Here is an 18,208-nt window from a genome sequence, read left to right on the forward strand (position 1 = left end):
CTCACAACCATTCGCAGCGCTGGTCGTTCCACTCCTCGAACACCAACCACGTGCGGCTGGAACGGATGCCCGGCAGGCCGTGGATCTGTTCGAGCACCACGTCCCGCAGCGTCTTGTTGTCGGGAGCCCGCACCACCACCAGGACGTCGAAGTCGCCCCCCACCAGGGTGAACCGCTCGACATGACGCAACGTCTTCAACTGCTCGGACAGGCCGCGCCACGAGTCCTGCAGGATGGTCAGCGCGATCAGGGCCGAGGTGGCGAATCCGGCCTTCTCCATGTTGATCCGGGCGGTGAATCCCTCGATCACACCGGCCTTCTCCAGGCGCTCGATACGCGCGTAGACATGCGTCCGCGAGACGTGCGCGCGCTGTGCCAGCGCCAGCATCGACTGTCGGCCGTCCCGGACGAGTTCACGGATCAGCCTGCGGTCGACGTCGTCGAGTTTGACGTGGGTCTCATCCATCTGTTCACCGGCCACTTTCAATCGCCGTCATTCCGGGACATTATGCCGCTGAGAATCACTGATCTGGGCAATCCGTCCGCAGAAATCCCATCTGCGTTGTCATCCAACCACCGAATGCCGACGATCGTAGGACATCTAGGAATCCTGGAGGAAGCCGTGACTGTCGCCGAACCGGCCGACGTAACGCTGTATCAGACTTTTCTTCCCGCCGACTCAGCCGTGCAGTACCTCGACCCCGAGGGTCAGCCCGTGGTCAGCGGTGCCCGCTATCGGCGGCCCGACGGCCGGCGACTGCTGGCCATGTATCGCAACATGGTGCTCGGACGTCGGTTCGACGAGCAGGCGTCGGCCTTGACCAAACAGGGCAGGCTTGCGGTGTATCCGTCGTCGCGCGGCCAGGAGGCCTGCCAGATCGCCGCAGCGATGTGCCTTCGCGACGAGGACTGGCTGTTTCCCACCTACCGCGACTCCATGGCCCTGGCGGCCCGCGGCATCGACCCGGTTGACGTCCTGAGATCGCTTGCCGGCGACTGGCATTGCTGCTTCGATCCGGTCCGGAATCACACCGCGCCACAGGCCACGCCGTTGGCGACCCAACTGTTGCACGCCACGGGCCTGGCCCACGCCCTGGATCGCAGATCCGCCGGGGCGGCGGTGCTGGCGCTGTGCGGTGACGGCGCCACCAGCGAAGGCGACTTCCATGAAGCGCTCAACTTTGCCGCGGTGTTTCACGCGCCGGTGATCTTCCTGGTCCAGAACAACGGCTTCGCCATCAGCGTGCCCCTGTCGCGTCAGTCCGTCGCCCCGTCGTTGGCGCACAAAGGTGTCGGCTACGGCGTCGGCAGCGAGCAGGTCGACGGCAACGATCCGGTCGCCATGCTCGCGGTCCTCGACGCCGCCCGAGAGCACGTGCTGGCCGGCAACGGTCCAGTCATCATCGAGGCGCACACCTATCGAGTGTCGGGCCACACCAATGCCGACGACCCGCGGCGCTACCGCACCGACGAGGAGGTGACCGAGTGGATCGCGCGAGATCCGCTGCGCCGACTAGAGATCCACCTGCGCACCGAAGGCCTGCTGGACGATGCCTACGCCGCCGCGGTGACAACCGAGGCCGAGGAGCTCGCCACTGCGATCCGCGACGGGATGAACCGGGATCGCCCCGTCGACGTCGACGACCTGTTCCGACATGTCTACGCCCAGCCCACCAGCCAGCTTCTCGAGCAGCGGGAGCAGGCCCGCGCCGACTCGCATCTCGACCACTCGGAGGATCACCGATGACCCTGACCACCATGGCGGAGGCACTCAACGCCGCACTGCGCGACGCGCTGACCGACGACGATTCGGTGGTGGTGTTCGGCGAAGACGTCGGTAGGCTCGGCGGAGTCTTCCGGGTCACCGACGGACTCGCCGAGACATTCGGTGCGAATCGATGTTTCGACACTCCGCTCGCCGAATCCGGAATCATCGGATTTGCGGTGGGAATGGCGATGGGCGGCTACCGCCCGGTCGTCGAGATGCAGTTCGACGCCTTCGCCTACCCGGCGTTCGAGCAGATTGCGTCCCACGTGGCCAAGATGCGCAATCGCACCCGCGGTGTGTTGTCGGCGCCGCTGGTGATCCGGGTGCCCTACGCGGGCGGCATCGGCGGGGTGGAGCATCACTGCGACTCCAGTGAGGCCTACTACGCCCACACCCCGGGCCTGAAGGTCGTCACCCCAGCCACCGTCGCGGACGCCTACGGCCTGCTGCGCGCGGCGATCGAAGACCCCGATCCCGTCGTCTTCCTCGAACCCAAGCGGCTGTACTTCTCGCGGGCCGACGTCGAGCTGCACCGCGGCCCGCGAATCGGTCGGGCTCAGGTGCTGCGGTCCGGCGCGGACGTGACCGTGGTGGCCTACGGCCCGACGGTGGAACCGGCGTTGCAGGCCGCCGCCGCGGCGGCCGAGGACGGCCGCGACATCGAGGTGATCGACCTGAGATCGATCGTGCCCTTCGACGACGAGACCGTCACCGCGTCGGTCCGCAGGACCGGCCGCTGCGTGATCGTCCAGGAGGCACAGGGTTTCGCGGGGGTCGGCGCCGAGATCGCCGCCAGAGTGCAGGAGCGGTGCTTTCACCACCTGGCCGCTCCCGTCCTCCGAGTGACCGGGTACGACATCCCCTTTCCGCCACCACGGCTCGAGCGATGGCACCTGCCCACCAGCGACCGAATCCTCGACGCGGTCGACCGTCTGCAGTGGGATGACCAGCCTGACGACCGCTGGGTGGTCGGCGCATGAGCGATCAGACATTCGTGCTGCCAGACCTCGGCGAGGGGCTGACCGACGCGGTGATCGCCGACTGGCTGGTCGCCGTCGGCGACACGGTCACGATCGACCAACCGGTGGTGGAGGTCGAAACCGCCAAGGCCTCGGTTGAGGTGCCGGTCCCTTTCTCCGGCACTGTCGTCGAACTCCACGGAGATCCCGGCGCCACGCTGGCCGTCGGTGCGCCGCTGATCAGCGTGCGCCCCGATGAGTTCGCCCAACACCGCAACGAAGAGCGGGCCGGATCGGGCAACGTGCTGATCGGCTACGGGACCAGCGTCGAGGACCAGCCCCGTCGCCGGCGGCGCCGCGCACCGGCACCGGGCAGCGGCACAGCCGCCAAGGTCATCTCACCGATCGTGCGCGGGCTGGCACTGCGCAACGGCGTGGACCTGACGACGCTATCCCCGAGCGGCACTGGGGGGACCATCACCCGCGCCGACGTCGAGCGGGCGATCGCGACTCCGGCACCGGCTCCCGCGCACGAGCACCGCATCCCGGTCACCGGAATCCGCAAGGCCATCGCCGACAAGCTTGGCACCAGTCGCCGCGAGATCCCCGACGCCACCACCTGGGTCGACGCGGATGCAACCGGGCTGCTCGAGGCCAGGCGGCAGCTCGGCGGAAGGCAATCGGTCAGCCTGTTGGCGCTGCTGGCCCGGCTGAGCATCGCGGCACTGCGGCAGTTCCCCGAACTGAACGCATCCTTCGATGCCGACCGGCAGGAGATCTTGCGGCACAGCCACATCCACCTCGGTGTGGCGGTTCAGTCGCCGCGCGGGCTGGTGGTCCCGGTGCTGCGGCACGCCGACGCACTCGACACCGTGACGCTCTCGGAGAAGCTGGCCGAGGCCACCACCTCAGCACGCGAGGGCAGGCTCACCCCGGCCCAGATGTCCGGCGGCACTGTGACGTTGAACAACTACGGCGTGTTCGGTGTCGATGGATCTGCGGCGATCATCAACCACCCGGAGGCGGCCATCCTGGGTGTCGGCCGCATCATCGACCGGCCCTGGGTCGTGGACGGCGAAGTCGTCGTGCGCAAGCTCACCCAGTTGTCGCTGAGCTTCGACCACCGCGTCTGTGACGGCGGATCGGCTGGCGGGTTCCTGCGCCTGTTCGCCGACTATGTGGAGAACCCCGTGGCGGCGTTGGGCCGGCTGTGACGACGCAGAAGAACAGCGATGTGCTGATCCTCGGCGGCGGGCCGGCCGGGTACTCGTGCGCACTGCGGGCCAGTCAACTCGGCCTGTCCGTGACACTCATCGAAGCCGACCGACTCGGTGGGACCTGCCTGCATCGCGGCTGCATCCCGACGAAAGCACTGCTGCACACCGCGGAGGTCGCCGACACCACCCGCGCCGCAGTCGACGTCGGTGTCCGGGCCCGCTTCGACGGCGTCGACATGGCCGCTGCGCAGGCCTACAAGAACGCAGTGGTCACCCGACTGCACCGCGGGCTGGAAGGCCTGGTGACCAGCCGGAAGGTCACTGTGGTGACCGGCACCGGGCGCTATCTCGGCGGTCGCCGTGTGGAGGTGGACGGCGCCGTCCTCTCCGGCGACGCCGTGGTGCTGGCGACCGGTTCCACACCGCGCCAGGTGCCGGAGCTCGCGTTCGGTGGCCGGATCCTTCGCAGCGACGAGGCGCTGGAGCTGACCGATGTGCCCCGCACTGCCCTGGTGGTGGGTGGTGGAGTCATCGGCGTCGAGTTCGCCAGCCTGTGGACATCGCTGGGTTCATCGGTGACCGTCGTCGAATCCCTGCCACGGCTGCTGGCCGGGGAGGACGCCTGGGCATCCGACATCCTGCAGCGAACGCTGCGTGGTCGCGGAGTGACCGTCAGGACCGGCATCACCATCACCGGTGCGACCCAGACCGAGGACGGCGTGACGGTGGGCACCGAGGACGGCGACACGATGACGGCGGAGGTGGTGTTGGTCGCCGCCGGCCGGGAGCCGAGGTCACAGGCGCTCGCGGAGGCGGGCATCGCAGTACATCGGGGGTTCGTCCGCGTCGACGCCAGGCTTGAGAGCAACCACCCGGGGGTCTACGCCATCGGAGATCTGGTGGCGGGCCACCAGCTCGCGCACCGCGGCTTCGCGCACGGCATCTTCGTTGCGGAAGTGATCGCCGGACGCGACCCCGTGCCGGTGACCGAACATCTCATCCCCCGGATCACCTACTCGCATCCCGAGGTGGCCTCCGTCGGGCTGACCGAAACCGCGGCCCGCGCCGAGTACGGCGAAGTCACCACGACCGTGTACGGCCTCAGCGGCAACGGTCGCAGCCAGATCCTGCGAACCTCCGGCGGCATCAAGGTCATTCGACGCGGGCCCGCGGACGCGGATGGTCCCGTGGTGGGAATCCACTGCGTCGGCGACCGGGTCGGCGAACTCATCGGCGAAGCCCAGCTGATCGTCGGCTGGGAGGCGACTCCGGCGGACGTGCGTCCGCACCTGCACGCCCATCCCACTCAGAACGAGGCGCTCGGCGAAGCCCTGCTGGCGATGTCGGGTGCACCCTTGCACACACACTCCTGACCGGCTGCCTATCGTGAGGTGGTGAACAGCGAGGACGCGGACGCCTTCTTCACCGTCGACGGTGAGTCGCTGGTCCCGGCGCCGATGGCGCAGGGGCCGTGGGGAAACACGGTCAGCGGGCACATTCTGGGCGGTCTCGCCGGGTGGGCCGTGGAGCAGGCCTGCCCAGATCCCGGCCTGCAGCCGGCCCGGCTGACAGTCGACATGCTGCGCCCGACGCTCATGCAACCGCTGCGCGTGCGCACCGAGGTCCGCCGTGAGGGCCGGCGCATCAAGGTCGTCGACACCGACATCACCCAGAACGATCAGATCGTCTGCCGCGCGACCTCGGTGTTCCTGCGCCGCGGTGAGCATCCCGAGGACCAGATCTGGTCACCTGCGGCGGCTGTTCCACCGGTCCCCACTGAGCCGCCGACGATTCCCCAGCACATGCCGTTCGAGCTGTGGGCTTACGGGATCGACACCCTGCACGGCTCGCTGGGCGGTACGCGCCAGGAGTGGCAGCAGGCACACAGTCGCAAGTACGCCTGGGTGCGGGAAGTGCGGCCGCTCATCGCGGGCCATCCGCTGACGCCATTCACCCGCGTCGCTCTGGCCGCCGATGTCACCAGCGCGTTGACGCACTGGAGCACCGGCGGTCTGCGCTACATCAACGCCGACTTCACGCTGTCGCTGAGCCGCCTGCCCGACGGGGATTTCGTCGGCCTGGCATCGGATGGGCACAACGGTGCCGAGGGCGTGGCATCCGGATCGGCGACGCTGTTCGACCAGCGCGGTCCGATCGGCCACTGCATCGCGATCGCCCTGGCCCAACCCGCCGACGCGTTCCGGCCGCCGAACCACATCGGGCTGAGCTGACCTAAGGCCTGCCGGTGCGTTCCCGGTGCGCACAGCCGGGCCAGCAGCAGGGCCGCCGCTTCCCCTCCTCCAACTCCTCCTGAGTCCGGCGGATGCGGCGCTCGCGTGTGGTCGGCTGCTTGGCATCCTCGACCCAGCAGATGAACTCGTTCCGGGCCAGCGGCGTGATGTCGTTCCAGGCCGCGAGCGCGGTCGCGTTCGCGGCCAAGGCCGCCCGGAGGTCCTTGGGCAGGTCGTGCACCACTCCGCCCGAGACGCGTTGAGGGCTCATGACTCCACTCTGACATGCAGCACCGCAGCCCCGCATCGGCTCAGGTGAATCTGACTGGGAGCCTTGCCCATCCACGGACACTCGACGTGTGCGCCATGGCGACGTTGTCGTAGTCGACCTCCCAGTCGGTCCAGCGCTTGACCACCTCTTCGAACGCGATCCGCGCCTCCAGGCGAGCAAGGGCCGAGCCCAGACAGAAGTGCAGGCCCTGTCCGAAGCTCAGATGTCCGCCCCTGCGATGGATGTCGAAGCGGTCGGGGTCGACGAAATGCGCCTCGTCGCGGTTCGCCGAGCCATTGAGCAACAACATGTATGAGCCCTCCGTCACGGTCTGCCCGTACAGTTCGACGTCCTGTGCGACATAGCGGGCCTTCACGGGGGACGGCGCCTGGTAACGCAGCGTCTCCTCGACCGCCCCGGGAATCAGCGCGGGATCGACGACGATCTCGCGTCTCTGATCGGGATTCTCGGCGAGGAGTTGGCCCATGAACCCGATCAACCGAGCCGTGGTCTCGTTGCCCGCCCCGGCGATCATCGCGGTGTAGGCGAGGACCTCGGTGCGCTCCAGGGGACGCACTGAGCCGTCCGGTTCCTCGACACGGGCATTGAGGAGATCGGTCATCAGGTCGTCGGAGGGATGCGTCGCGCGCCATTCGATGTACTCGGCGAACATCGCGATCGAGTCCTGGAAGATCGTCGGACTGATGTCCTTCGGTGTGCCGTCGGACGCACCGACCGTGATGTTCTGGTCCGTGCGGTCGCGGATCTGTTTCTGCCCCTCCTCCGGAATGCCCAGCAGGTAGCCGATGGTCCGCATCGGCATGAACGCCCCGAGGTCCGCGACGAAGTCGAACCCGTCGGAGTCCCGTAGGGGATCCAATGCGCCGGAACAGAAGTCGCGCACCATGTCCTCGACGGCCAGCATCCGGCGGGGCGTGAACACCTTGGACAGCAGGCGACGATGCAGGTCGTGCAGCGGCGGATCCTCGAATAGGAGAATGCCCGGCGGCACCTCGATCCCGGCGAACAGGATGTCGGCGGTGGTGCCCCGGCCGGACCGATAGGTCTGCCAGTCCGGCAGCGCCCGTGCGACGTCGTCGTACCTGCTCAGCGCATAGAAGCCGTACTTGTCGTTGAAATACAGCGGGGACTCGGTGCGCAGGCGCTGCCACACCGGGTACGGGTCGTCGTCGATGTCGAAGTCGAACGGGTCGTAGTACACCCCGGTGGTGGGTTCAGTGGTCACGAATCCGCCTTTAGATAGTGCTTACTACCTAAAACTGTAGAACACCGCCCGCTATCTTGAAAGCACAGAATCTCCGAGTTCGGAATCGAGGAGTGGCGCACCGTGCCCCAGCGATCACCGGCCGTGCGTCGGCCCCGTGGCGAGCCACGCAGGCTGCTGCTCGACGCCGCCCGCACCCTGTTCGCGCGGCAGGACTACCGAAGCACCACCACGCGTGAGATCGCCGAGGCCGCGGGTGTCACCGAGCACCTGTTGTTCCGCCATTTCGGTTCCAAGGCCGGCCTGTTCCGGGAAGCGCTGGTCCTGCCCTTCACCGAATTCGTCGACGAGTTCGGCCGGACCTGGCAGTCGGTGGTTCCCGAAGAGACGGCCGAAGAGGATCTCGCGGGTCAGTTCGTCGGCAGGCTCTACGACATCCTCGTCGAGCACCGTGGTCTCCTGGTGACGCTCGTCGCCGCCGACGCACTCAGCGCCGAGGAGACCGCCGACGCAGGCATCGCCGAAATCGCCCGGGCCCTGACCACACTCGGCGAGATCAGCGCTCAGGGCATGCGCCTGCGCGGGATTCCGGCGGAGTCACCCGATCTGCCCGCACACTCGACGGTGGCGATGATCGTCGGCATGGCCGCGCTGCAGTCGACCTTCTTCGGGCCGGAGCCGCCGCCGCGGGACGCCATCGTCGACGAACTCGTCCAGGCCTCGCTGCACGGTTTCCTGCACCGCAACGAGTAACCCCCTCCCCCGCGAGCGCCCGTGTCGGTACGCCGACACCCCGCGATCGGCGTGCCAACGCGGCCGCTCACAGTCACCCGCAGTCTTGAATTGACCCTCAGGCCCGTGTTTTGACCCAGGCTGACCGGGGCAGTCTGCATAACAGAATGGACCAGTCGAAGGCGCCGTTTCTCGACGCGGTCGCGGCCTATCTACGAGGCATCCGCCGACCTGGATCGACTGCAGGTGCTGCTGGACGTCGCCGGCACCGGGACGTCGGGTTTTCAGGCCGCCGACTGGTTGCGGGAACAGTGCGGAATCGACATGGGCATGAGTGACCACCGACGGACCCTGGCGACACTGTCGTTCGCCGACGACGAGCGCAGCATCCGACGACTGGTCGACGCCATGACGCGGTGGCGCGATGCCGCCTGCTCCTTCGACCCAGCCCCGAGGAACTGCAGTTGGCGACCGTGACCCTGCCCCGGACGCGTTCTTCGGCGCCACCGAGATGGTGCCGGTGTCGCAGGCGGGACGTGTTGCGGCGGAACAGATCACGCCGTACCCGCCGGGCATCCCGGCAGTGGTGCCGGGCGAGCTGATCAACGACGCCGTTCTCGAGTACCTGGGCGACGGACTCGCGGCCGGAATGGCACTGCCGGATCCCGCGGACTCGAAGCTGGAGCACGATCGCGTCGTCGCGTGACTCAGTCGGGCCGGCTGCCCACCTCCAATGCGGCGAGATCGGTTGTGCCGTCGAAGATCACGCGCCCCCACTCCCGGACTCTGCAGCGCAGGGTGCCGGCCAGGTACTCGTAATCGCTGTCGATGTTCCGGCGTTCGGCGGGAAGCGGCACGGGCAGCACATGGGGCCCCTCGGCGGTTCCCTGCCCGTCAAGCTCGACGCTGTAGCGCAGCGTGCGCGCACGGATCCGCCATCGGTCCTCGCCGCCGCTGTAGGACACCCACGCCGGCGGCGTGATCCGCAGCAGTCGGTCCGGCAATCGCACCACCACACCCGTGACGTGCCCGCGCAGCGGTCCGAACTCCAGCAGGCCGCCGGAGAAGGCCACGCAGACGTCGGCGTCGCCGAAGTCGTGGGCCTGGCCCCACCACCATCGACGAGGGAACCCCGCTCCCCAGTTGCGTTCGCCGTACAGCGTGGCGTCGGTGAACGTCCACTGCTGATCGCCGCACCGCACCGTCCCCGACGCATGCCCGCCCAATCGGTATGGATGCCAGTACTGGTTCAGGAACGGCACGGCGGAGACGAATCCGCTTCCCCCGAACGCGCCCGACCACTCGTGCCGGTCCTCGAAGGTCAGGTCAAGGGAGCAGTCACCGATGGACATCACGAGCGCCTCGCGCGAGGCGTCGACGAAGTCACCGCCCGACCGTGCCTGCACCCGGAACTCATTCTGGTCCGCCCGAACAGAGTCGATGGCGCTCGATCGCACGACACCACCGGGATGCAGGGCGATGGCCGCCGTCGACCAGTCGCCGCACGCATGCCGGTTGGCGCTGCAGAGGGCGATGACGACGCGTCCGGTGGCCGGGTCGGAGAGGCGCCAGAACCAGCCCTCCATCTCGGTGCCGTGCGACGGCAGCGGATCTCCGAACGGAACGTCAGCGCCGGTGCGGCGGTACACCGACACCGCTGAACGGCCGGCCCGCTCGAGGGTGCCCACGATGTCCATGGGTATCCAGGTACCCGCGGCGTCGCGCGATCAATCGGGACGGCCTTCGGTGAAACCGCCGCCGAGCAGCACCTCCTTCGCCCTCATTCGCCCCCTCGCCGTTGGCCGCACCGCCGGTGTCGCCACGTCGACGAACACGGCGACCACCCTCGGACCGGCCTCCTGGGGGCTCGCACACGCGAGGATGTGACCGATTCCACAAGCACCGCGCCAGTGCGTTTGCGGGAGCGCCTCGCCGCGTTGACGCGTGCGTAATAAAACCGCAGGACAACGCGGCGGCTAACTCTATGGCAGACGATATATGCTTATTTCCCAGGAAGGACCGCGGATGGGTGCGTTTTTGGCAACACGACTATTGATCTTGTTCGCCCCGTGGCGCAGCATTGGAACGTCCGATAACTTAGCGGCCACGGGGAGATCGTCGCCCACTCACTCATTTCCGAGAGGTGGCTTACATGTCAGTGCTGCATCCTGCGGAACCCATTCGCATCGGACGCGAAACCGACGACGATCCCCACCTCTTCGTCCCGGCCACGGACACCAGACCGAACGGGTTCTCGCTGCGAGATCTGCGGGTCGCAGCGGCCAACCAGCTCGAACTCTGGGCATCCGGCCAGGAGTGCGACGACTTCCGCCGGGACTACCTCAACGACCTTGTCGCCGACCTGCGCGCGAGCGCCCTCGACGTCGAGGCGAATCAGCTTGATCTGTGGAGTGCCGGCAAGGTGTGCGACGAGCAGCGGCGCAGCCACGTCCTGGGACTGGTCGCTGAACTCCGCGCGCTGACCTGACGCGTCACCCCCTCGGGGTCACCGCCACCCGTAGAAGGCAGTGGCCACCGACCTGCTGTCGATGAACCGACGGCCCAGCCACTCCGCGATGCGCGGGCCCTCCTCGGCTGTCGCGTTCTCACAGGGGTGATCCACCGACACCAGCGTCGTGAACGCCGCGGCCGGTGTATCACCGCCTGCGAGGGACGCCAGCATCAGCACCGTCTGGGGTGCAGTCGCGACCGTCCCCACGACCAGGTCGGCTGCCACCGGAACAACGTGCCCGGGCCTCCGAAACGTATCGGGCGTGCTGCTCGGGTCGCTGAGCATGTTGATGGTCGTGGTGCGATCGACAGCTGAGATGCCGGTGGTGATTCCAGCCGAAACATCCACGGCGACATAGCTGTTCGAGCATCGTGAGTCGAGCTCGGCCGGCATGGCCGGAATGCGCAGCGCACGAAGCCGTCGACTCTGCATCGCGACGAAGAGGAGGCCCGACCCGTGCCGGACCAACTCCGCCGTCGTATGGGGCGTCGCCGCCGCCGCCGACAGTGCCATGACACATTCACCGTCGTAGCCGATGATGACGGGATCGCCCTGCGCAAAGTCGGCCACAGCAGCCGCGAATCCGCGTGACCGATGCGCGACGCGTGCTGGGGCGAACCCGTCGACACTGTGTGACGTCGTTGTCATCGAATGCCTTCCTTTAGTCGGTGCGGGCAGATGCCCGAGCGGCCTCGACCCGAGTGGTGAGGGTTTCTTGGCGCCATCGCCAGATCCCTCGGCTCAAGATCGGTTGGCCGTCCACTCCGAGTGGGTCCACCGGCGGAGAATCGACAGGAGCGCTGTAGGGCGAATCTTCGGCGAGTGTCGACAACCAGCGCTCCACCCGGACGATGAGTTCTCGCTGCTCAGCCTTCATTCGGTCGGGGTGCTGGTGCGCATAGACGATGATCTCGTCGAGGCGCTCACGCAGGCGAGTGCACGTCATCCCGAATCTGGGCAGCACCTCTTCGGGTTCTGGACCCCCGTATCGGGCCCACTGCACCACGAAAGTCACGAGATCCCAGTCGAATTCCGCGATGGAGTCGATGTGATCGTGCACCGCAGTCATGACTGCACCCTCCTCCGAACACCCAACACAGCCGTTCGCCCTTGCGTTGGAATGGGTTTGAACGTAGCGACACATGAAATCCGATTGCGGTGACAGCTCTGCGCATGTCGAGATCTGTTCCTGCTGAACGTCCCAACGCCGATGCCACGCGGCGAATGGCCTTTCCCCACTGGTACCCTGAGCTCTGAAAACGCGGTATAGACACGGTGTGGAGAGGCAGAGCTCAGGTGTCCCGAGACAATGCTCGGTCCGAGCCGACCCGCGCCGCGTTGCGACAGGCCGCCCTCGACGTGGCCTGCGAATACGGTGTCAAGGGGGTCACCCACCGACGTGTCGCCGCCGCCGCGTCCCTTGCGCTCGGTTCCGCCAGCTACCACTACGAGAACATCGATGAGTTGATGTTCGAGGCGTTCGCCGCCTGGGTGCAGAGGCAGACCGAGCGCTTTCTGCCCCCGTTCCGCGCCGCCGTCGACGAGGACACGCTGGTCGCCGCCGTGCTCAACCTGCTCTCGGTGATGTACGGGGACGAGAAGGACCGAATCCTGCTCTTCGAGATCTACGCGCACTCGGTGCGTGACGTCGCCTACCACAAGCTCGTCGAGAACTGGTCGGCGTCCACTCGCGCCGAACTGACGCGCCTCTACAGCAGTGAAGTGGCCCAGCGTCTGGAAGCGACCTGGGAGGGCATCGGCGTCCAGCTGGTCATGGGCGGATCGGTGGCGTCGGAGAAGGACGCCGAACCGCTGCTTCGACTGGTGTTGAGCCAGGAGAAGCCGAAGACCGGCAGGCGCCGGAGCACTTCCGCGAAGGGCGCCAAGGCCGGCTGACCCAACCTGGCGCTCAGGCCTCGGGCGAAAGTCCCCAGTCGGATGCCCGAGACACCGCGACTCCGCAGCCGCACTCTCCCGAGGGTCCTGGGTGGCCGTCATCTCGATGCGTTCTCTCCGAGGCGTGTTCTGTGCTTGAGTTTGAACATAAGTTCAACTACCAGCAAATATAGATATCGGTGTGATCCACGTCAATGCTTTCTGGGTCATCTGTCCAAGTCTCTTTCGCCAGACGTGCAAACGCCCCGAAAGGTCTCCCACCTACGCGGGAGCCTCTCGGGGCGAGAGCCAGTTCCGTCAGTGGCCGCTGCTGATTGGCCACTTCCTCCTCACCGCTCGTACCTGGCAGTCGGGCCACCTCCTCCGCCCCGCTCGTTCCTCGCGGCGCTGCGTCGGTGCCCGGCTGGCGCATCGTCAGTGGCCGCGAGCGACCCACTCGTCGTAGTTGACCAGTTCCCCACCGATCGTGGTGGTGTCACCGTGCCCGGTGTAGACGACGGTCTCCTCGGGAAGAAGGCCGAGCCTGCTCTTGATCGAGTCGAGGATGGTCGGGAAATCCGAGTAGGACCGTCCGGTGGCGCCGGGTCCGCCCTGGAACAGGGTGTCACCGGAGATCACCGCGTTCAGGCCGGGAGCCGACCAGCACACCGACCCGGGCGAGTGACCCGGCGTGTGCAACGCGTGCAGTTCGATCCCGCCAGCGGTGAGCACGAGACCGTCCTCGACGCTGCGGAACTCCTTGTCCTGGTGGACCTCTCGCCACAACATCTCATCGGCCGGATGCAGGAACACCGGGGCATCGAGTGTCACACCGAGTTCGGGGGCGACGGTGATGTGGTCGTTGTGGCCGTGGGTGCAGATGACGGCGACGACGTTGCGGCCGGCGACGGCCTCGATGATGGGGTCGGCGGTGTGGGCGGCGTCGAAGACGATGACGTCGTTGTCGTCACCGACGATCCAGATGTTGTTGTCGACGTCCCAGGTGCCGCCGTCGAGGCTGAAGGTGCCGCTGGTGACCACGCGGGTGATGCTCATTTGAGCACCACCACCGAGCGCAGCACCTCACCGGCGTGCATCTTGTGGAACGCGTCCTCGATGGCGTCCAGGCCAATGCGTTCGGAGACGAACTTCTCCAACGGAAGCCGGCCCTGCAGGTAGAGCGAGATCAGGGTGGGGAAGTCGCGTTCGGGCAGGCAGTCGCCGTACCAGGAGGACTTCAGCGAGCCACCGCGGGAGAAGAAGTCCACCAGCGGCATCTCGAGCGTCATATCGGGGGTCGGCACGCCGACGAGCACCACGGTGCCGGCCAGGTCGCGCGCGTAGAAGGCCTGCTTCCAGGTCTCCGGTCGGCCGACGGCGTCGATGACCACGTCAGCACCGAACCCGTCGGTCAGATCCTGGATCGACGCCACCACGTCAGCGTCCGCGGCGTTCACCGTGTCAGTCGCACCGAATTCCTTCGCCTGCGCCAACTTTCGATCGTCGAGGTCGACGGCGATGATCTTCTTGGCGCCGACCAGGGCGGCGCCGGCGATCGCGGCATCACCCACACCGCCGCAGCCGATCACGGCCACCGTGTCATCGCGGGTCACCGCGCCGGTGTTGATCGCCGCGCCGATGCCGGCCATCACACCGCAGCCCAGCAGGCCCGCGACCGCCGGATCGGCGTCGGAATCGACCTTGGTGCACTGTCCTTCATGCACCAGGGTCTTGTCGGCGAACGCCCCGATCCCCAACGCAGGGGTCAGCTCGGTGCCGTCGGTCAGCGTCATCTTCTGGGTGGCGTTGAACGTGTCGAAGCACAGGTGCGGGCGGCCACGCTTACAGGCCCGGCACTGCCCACACACCGCACGCCAGTTCAAGATCACGAAGTCGCCCGGCTCGACGTTGGTCACGCCCTCACCGACCGACTCCACCGTGCCCGCGGCCTCATGACCAAGAAGGAACGGGTACTCGTCGTTGATCCCACCCTCGCGGTAGGTCAGATCGGTATGACACACCCCGCACGCGAGAATGTCGACGACCACCTCACCGGGACCCGGATCCGGGATCACGATGTCGACCAACTCCACGGGCTGCTTCTTGGACCGGGAAATCACACCGCGCACGGTCTGACTCATTCTTGGCTCTCCTGTCTGATGCACCCGCGGGTGCTGTCGAACTGCAGAATCACTCGAGGCCACGCCCCCACACGTGCGGGCGTGACCTCGAGTGAGGACTTCTGACTCAGCGAATAGGGTCGTGGTTGTAACCGGTCAGCAGCATGTGGCCGGCGTCCACCAGTGACATCGTGCCCGTCACCTTCGCGGCCAGATCCGAGTGCAGGTACACCGCGGTGTTCGCGATCTCCATCGGGTCCAGCAGGGCCGTGCCCTTCAAGACGTTGAAGCGATGGCCGCCCTCGACCAGGTCGTCCCGCGTACCACCGGGATGGCCCGAGATCAGGTCGTATCCGGGCTGGTTGTCGAGCATCGGGGTGTCCACCGCACCCGGGCTCACCGAGTTGCAGCGCGCACCGTGGGGGGCCAGCTCAAGCGCGACGGCCTTCGCCAGCCCGATGACACCGTGCTTGGCCGCGGTGTAATGGGCGTAAATGCCACCCGGCTCCAGTCCGTCGACCGACGCCGTCATGACGATCGAACCGGACTGACGCTCGATGAAGTGCGGCGTCACGGCTTTCGCCGATCGCCACACGCCGCTGAGGTTGATGCCGATCATGTCCGACCAGGTCTCTTCGGACAATTCCCAGAACGCCCCGGTGGACCAGATGCCCGCGTTGGCGTTCAGCGCATCGATCTTCCCGAACTCGGCAATGGTGGCCGCAACCGCTCCGTCGAGATCCTCCTGCGACCGGACGTCGCCGGTGAAGGTCAACGCACGCTTGCCGAGTCCCTCGACCAGCGATGCGGTCTCCTTGAGGTCATCGGGGGTGCCCAGCGGATAGCCGACCGAGTCGAGGTCCTGCGTGCGGTCGAAAAGCGCCACGTCGGCGCCTTCACGCGCCGAGGCGATGGCGTGCGCGCGGCCCTGGCCGCGGGCTCCACCGGTGATGAAGACGACCTTTCCGTCCAGCAAACCCATTGTCAGAACTCCTTAGTGTCGAGTGGATGTCGGAGCGGACTGCCGATCAGCCCGCGGTGGAGCCACCATCGATCGGATAGACCGAACCGGTGCAGTAACGGGTGCGGTCCGAGGCCAGGAACAGAACCAGTTCGCTGATCTCCTCCGGCTGGGCGATCTTGGCGATGGGCTGCGTGTTGACCCATTCGTCGAAGTCCCAGTAGGGGTTCGAGGCCATGATGACCTTCTCCTCGTCCAGCATGGGCGTGTCGACACAGCCGGGAGCGATCGCGTTCACCCGGATGTTGTCACCGGCGTAGGTCAGAGCGGCCGACTTGGTCAGACCGACCACGGCGAACTTGCTCGACACATAGGCCGCGTAACCCCAGGAGCCGACGATTCCCATCATCGAAGCGGTGTTCACGATCGCGCCGCCACCGGCGCGCTTGAGCGCGGGGACTGCCGCACGGATGCCCTTGAAAACGCCCGCCGCGTTGGTGTCGATGACGTTGCCCCACATGTCATCGGAGCAGACGTCGGCCGCGTCGCAGCTGACGATGCCGGCGTTGTTGATCAGGATGTTGAGGTTTCCGAACTCCTTCTCGGCGCGGGCGACGGCAGCGTCCCAGTCCTCGGTCAGGCGGACGTCCAGGTGCTGGTAGACGGCTTCGCCGCCGTTCTGCCGGATCTCCTCGGCGACGGCCTCGCCGAGTTCGTCGCGGATGTCGGAGACGACGACCTTGGCGCCCTGCTCAGCGAAACGCTTCGCGTGCGAGGCCCCTTGACCGCGGGCGCTCCCCGAAATCAGTACCGTCTTGCCGGCGAACTCAAGCGTCACGTTCGAATCTCCATATCTGTGAATCGTTACCCACGCCTTTGGGGCGCATCCGCCTGACGCGACATTGCGGCAGACGGACGACGGGAACACTTTGAACTTTTGTTCAAGCTAGGTTGGGAACTATGATCACCCGCCACCTATGGGCTGTCAACCCGAAACCGCAGGTTGGTGAACTCGAATTCTTCGAACCCTGATCTCTGCGCCGTACCGGTTGACGACCCGTGTGCCTGCAGGTACTTTCATCGCAATATTGAACAAATGTTCATACTTTCTCGAGTCCCGTAACACCTGCCCGTCGCGCCCCCGCGACCAGCGGGCCGCAGCACCCCTGGCTTTTCATCGGTTCGGCCTTCCCTGGCCGAACTCCTGTCGTCACATCTGAAAGGAAACTGGTGCAATGAAATTCGGCGTATTCAACATTCCCTACGCCCTGGGATACTCCTCGGGCAAGCGGACCGCCCGCCAGGTCATCGACTGGGACCTGCAGATCACCAAGTGGGCCGACGAGTACGGACTCGACGAGGCGTTCTACGCCGAGCACTACACGCTCGGTGACGAGCCGTCCCCCGCGCCCGACCAGATGATCGCCGCGGCTTCGCAGCTCACCTCGAACATCACCCTCGGCGCCGCCGCCCACCTGCTGCCGTACCACAATCCGGTCAGCCTGGCGCATCGGATGATGTGGCTCGACCACATGACCGGCGGTCGCTACATCGCCGGCGTCGCCCCGGGCGCCTACCCCAGCGACGCTCAGCTGTTCGGCACCGGTATGAACAACCCGAAGATGCTCGTCGAGGCGCTCGACATCATCGAGGCGATCTGGACCCGCACGGGCCCATTCAAGATCGAGGGCGAGTTCTTCTCCGTCGATATGCCCGCCTTCGACCCGAACATCGCCGGACCGCACCTCAAACCTCTTCAGCAGCCGGGCATTCCGCTGATGATCACCGGCATGCAGCCGACCTCACCGTCACTGACCGAGGCTGGCCGCCGCGGTGCGATCCCGATGAGCCAGCAGGTGCACGAGTCGGTGCTCGTGCAGCACTGGGACGCCTACTCCAAGGCTGCCGCCGAGGCTGGCCGCACGCCTTCGCGTGGCGACTGGCGCATCTGCCGGGACTACTTCGTCGCCGAGACCGACGAAGAGGCCCGCGACCGCGTGTTCAACGGCGCGCTCGGCAAGCTGTGGGGCGAGTACAACATCCCGACCTTCGTGCACAAGCTGGGCATCGGCGACCTCATCGCCGGCGGGACGATCCCGGCCGAGGAGCTGTCGATCGAGTGGATGGTCGACAACTTCCTCATCGTCGGCTCGCCTGACACCGTGATCGGCAGGATCGAAGAGCTCTACAAGAAGGTCGGCGGCTTCGGCAGCATGGTCACCTTCTGCCACGAGTACTACGACGAGCCCGAGGTGTACCGCCGCAGCTTCGAGCTGATGGGCACCAAGGTTCGCCCCGCGCTCGCCCATCTCACCGGCGAATAGTCGCCACCCCCCA

At 66.7% G+C, this 18,208-nt stretch carries 19 protein-coding genes and 1 pseudogene; 10 read left to right on the top strand and 10 right to left on the bottom strand.

Annotation, left to right across the window (positions count from 1 at the left end):
* Position 1: 1 nt before the first annotated feature.
* Positions 2–466 (bottom strand): Lrp/AsnC family transcriptional regulator, encoded by a 465-nt coding sequence (locus G6N34_RS21765; protein ID WP_085151898.1) that lies wholly within the window; start codon positions 464–466, stop codon positions 2–4.
* Between the two features lie 156 nt (positions 467–622).
* Between G6N34_RS21765 and G6N34_RS21770 the strand changes: the two genes are divergently transcribed.
* The 5 genes from G6N34_RS21770 (at position 623) to G6N34_RS21790 (ending at position 6,175) form a co-directional block, all read left to right on the top strand.
* On the top strand, positions 623–1,747 hold the full coding sequence (locus G6N34_RS21770; protein WP_085151831.1) for a thiamine pyrophosphate-dependent dehydrogenase E1 component subunit alpha: 1,125 nt from the start codon (positions 623–625) through the stop codon (positions 1,745–1,747).
* On the top strand, positions 1,744–2,748 hold the full coding sequence (locus G6N34_RS21775; RefSeq protein WP_085151832.1) for an alpha-ketoacid dehydrogenase subunit beta: 1,005 nt from the start codon (positions 1,744–1,746) through the stop codon (positions 2,746–2,748). The genes G6N34_RS21770 and G6N34_RS21775 overlap by 4 nt, the downstream gene beginning before the upstream one ends.
* A complete protein-coding gene (locus tag G6N34_RS21780; protein ID WP_085151833.1) occupies positions 2,745–3,941 on the top strand; it encodes a dihydrolipoamide acetyltransferase family protein in 1,197 nt (398 codons plus the stop codon). The genes G6N34_RS21775 and G6N34_RS21780 overlap by 4 nt, the downstream gene beginning before the upstream one ends.
* Positions 3,938–5,317, top strand: coding sequence for a dihydrolipoyl dehydrogenase (gene lpdA / locus G6N34_RS21785; RefSeq protein ID WP_085151834.1), 1,380 nt, complete (start codon positions 3,938–3,940; stop codon positions 5,315–5,317). Before G6N34_RS21780 ends, lpdA begins: the two co-directional genes overlap by 4 nt.
* 84 nt (positions 5,318–5,401) lie before the next feature.
* On the top strand, positions 5,402–6,175 hold the full coding sequence (locus G6N34_RS21790) for a thioesterase family protein (protein ID WP_085151899.1): 774 nt from the start codon (positions 5,402–5,404) through the stop codon (positions 6,173–6,175).
* Position 6,176: 1 nt separating this feature from the next.
* Here the strand turns inward: G6N34_RS21790 and G6N34_RS21795 are convergent, their stop codons facing one another.
* A complete protein-coding gene (locus tag G6N34_RS21795) occupies positions 6,177–6,446 on the bottom strand; it encodes a YdeI/OmpD-associated family protein (protein WP_085151835.1) in 270 nt (89 codons plus the stop codon).
* A gap of 40 nt (positions 6,447–6,486) precedes the next feature.
* Positions 6,487–7,692, bottom strand: a complete 1,206-nt coding sequence (locus tag G6N34_RS21800) for a cytochrome P450 (protein ID WP_085151836.1) — start codon at positions 7,690–7,692, stop codon at positions 6,487–6,489.
* A 102-nt stretch (positions 7,693–7,794) separates the two neighbouring features.
* On the opposite strand from G6N34_RS21800, the gene G6N34_RS21805 reads away from it, so the two are divergent.
* Both G6N34_RS21805 and G6N34_RS21810 read left to right on the top strand, forming a co-directional pair.
* A complete protein-coding gene (locus G6N34_RS21805) occupies positions 7,795–8,424 on the top strand; it encodes a TetR/AcrR family transcriptional regulator (RefSeq protein ID WP_085151837.1) in 630 nt (209 codons plus the stop codon).
* 195 nt (positions 8,425–8,619) lie between these two features.
* A pseudogene (locus tag G6N34_RS21810) lies at positions 8,620–9,109 on the top strand (Orn/Lys/Arg family decarboxylase); the annotation flags it as partial.
* Between the two features lies 1 nt (position 9,110).
* Here G6N34_RS21810 and G6N34_RS21815 read toward each other — a convergent pair.
* Positions 9,111–10,100 carry a tocopherol cyclase family protein gene (locus tag G6N34_RS21815; protein ID WP_085151838.1) on the bottom strand — a complete coding sequence of 330 codons (990 nt, stop codon included), beginning with the start codon at positions 10,098–10,100 and terminating at the stop codon, positions 9,111–9,113.
* Positions 10,101–10,555: 455 nt separating this feature from the next.
* Between G6N34_RS21815 and G6N34_RS21820 the strand changes: the two genes are divergently transcribed.
* Positions 10,556–10,891: a hypothetical protein gene (locus G6N34_RS21820; protein ID WP_085151839.1), complete on the top strand. Its 336-nt coding sequence runs from the start codon at positions 10,556–10,558 to the stop codon at positions 10,889–10,891.
* An 18-nt stretch (positions 10,892–10,909) separates the two neighbouring features.
* Here the strand turns inward: G6N34_RS21820 and G6N34_RS21825 are convergent, their stop codons facing one another.
* Positions 10,910–11,563 carry a 3,4-dihydroxy-2-butanone-4-phosphate synthase gene (locus tag G6N34_RS21825; protein WP_085151840.1) on the bottom strand — a complete coding sequence of 218 codons (654 nt, stop codon included), beginning with the start codon at positions 11,561–11,563 and terminating at the stop codon, positions 10,910–10,912.
* A gap of 13 nt (positions 11,564–11,576) precedes the next feature.
* Positions 11,577–11,984 carry a hypothetical protein gene (locus G6N34_RS21830; protein WP_085151841.1) on the bottom strand — a complete coding sequence of 136 codons (408 nt, stop codon included), beginning with the start codon at positions 11,982–11,984 and terminating at the stop codon, positions 11,577–11,579.
* A gap of 227 nt (positions 11,985–12,211) precedes the next feature.
* On the opposite strand from G6N34_RS21830, the gene G6N34_RS21835 reads away from it, so the two are divergent.
* Positions 12,212–12,811 carry a TetR/AcrR family transcriptional regulator gene (locus G6N34_RS21835; RefSeq protein WP_133057757.1) on the top strand — a complete coding sequence of 200 codons (600 nt, stop codon included), beginning with the start codon at positions 12,212–12,214 and terminating at the stop codon, positions 12,809–12,811.
* Between the two features lie 414 nt (positions 12,812–13,225).
* Here G6N34_RS21835 and G6N34_RS21840 read toward each other — a convergent pair whose 3' ends face one another.
* From G6N34_RS21840 to G6N34_RS21855, 4 genes are all read right to left on the bottom strand, one after another.
* A complete protein-coding gene (locus tag G6N34_RS21840; protein ID WP_163645469.1) occupies positions 13,226–13,846 on the bottom strand; it encodes an MBL fold metallo-hydrolase in 621 nt (206 codons plus the stop codon).
* On the bottom strand, positions 13,843–14,931 hold the full coding sequence (locus tag G6N34_RS21845) for an S-(hydroxymethyl)mycothiol dehydrogenase (RefSeq protein ID WP_163645470.1): 1,089 nt from the start codon (positions 14,929–14,931) through the stop codon (positions 13,843–13,845). The genes G6N34_RS21840 and G6N34_RS21845 overlap by 4 nt, the downstream gene beginning before the upstream one ends.
* Before the next feature lie 106 nt (positions 14,932–15,037).
* Complete coding sequence (locus tag G6N34_RS21850) at positions 15,038–15,892, bottom strand: mycofactocin-coupled SDR family oxidoreductase (RefSeq protein WP_085156820.1); 855 nt, start codon at positions 15,890–15,892, stop codon at positions 15,038–15,040.
* Between the two features lie 46 nt (positions 15,893–15,938).
* Positions 15,939–16,709, bottom strand: a complete 771-nt coding sequence (locus tag G6N34_RS21855) for an SDR family NAD(P)-dependent oxidoreductase (protein WP_085156823.1) — start codon at positions 16,707–16,709, stop codon at positions 15,939–15,941.
* A 397-nt stretch (positions 16,710–17,106) separates the two neighbouring features.
* Between G6N34_RS21855 and G6N34_RS21860 the strand changes: the two genes are divergently transcribed.
* Positions 17,107–18,195 (top strand): LLM class flavin-dependent oxidoreductase, encoded by a 1,089-nt coding sequence (locus G6N34_RS21860; protein WP_085156826.1) that lies wholly within the window; start codon positions 17,107–17,109, stop codon positions 18,193–18,195.
* Positions 18,196–18,208 lie beyond the last annotated feature (13 nt).

The organism is Mycolicibacterium confluentis (assembly GCF_010729895.1).
In the GTDB taxonomy this organism is placed as follows: domain Bacteria; phylum Actinomycetota; class Actinomycetes; order Mycobacteriales; family Mycobacteriaceae; genus Mycobacterium; species Mycobacterium confluentis.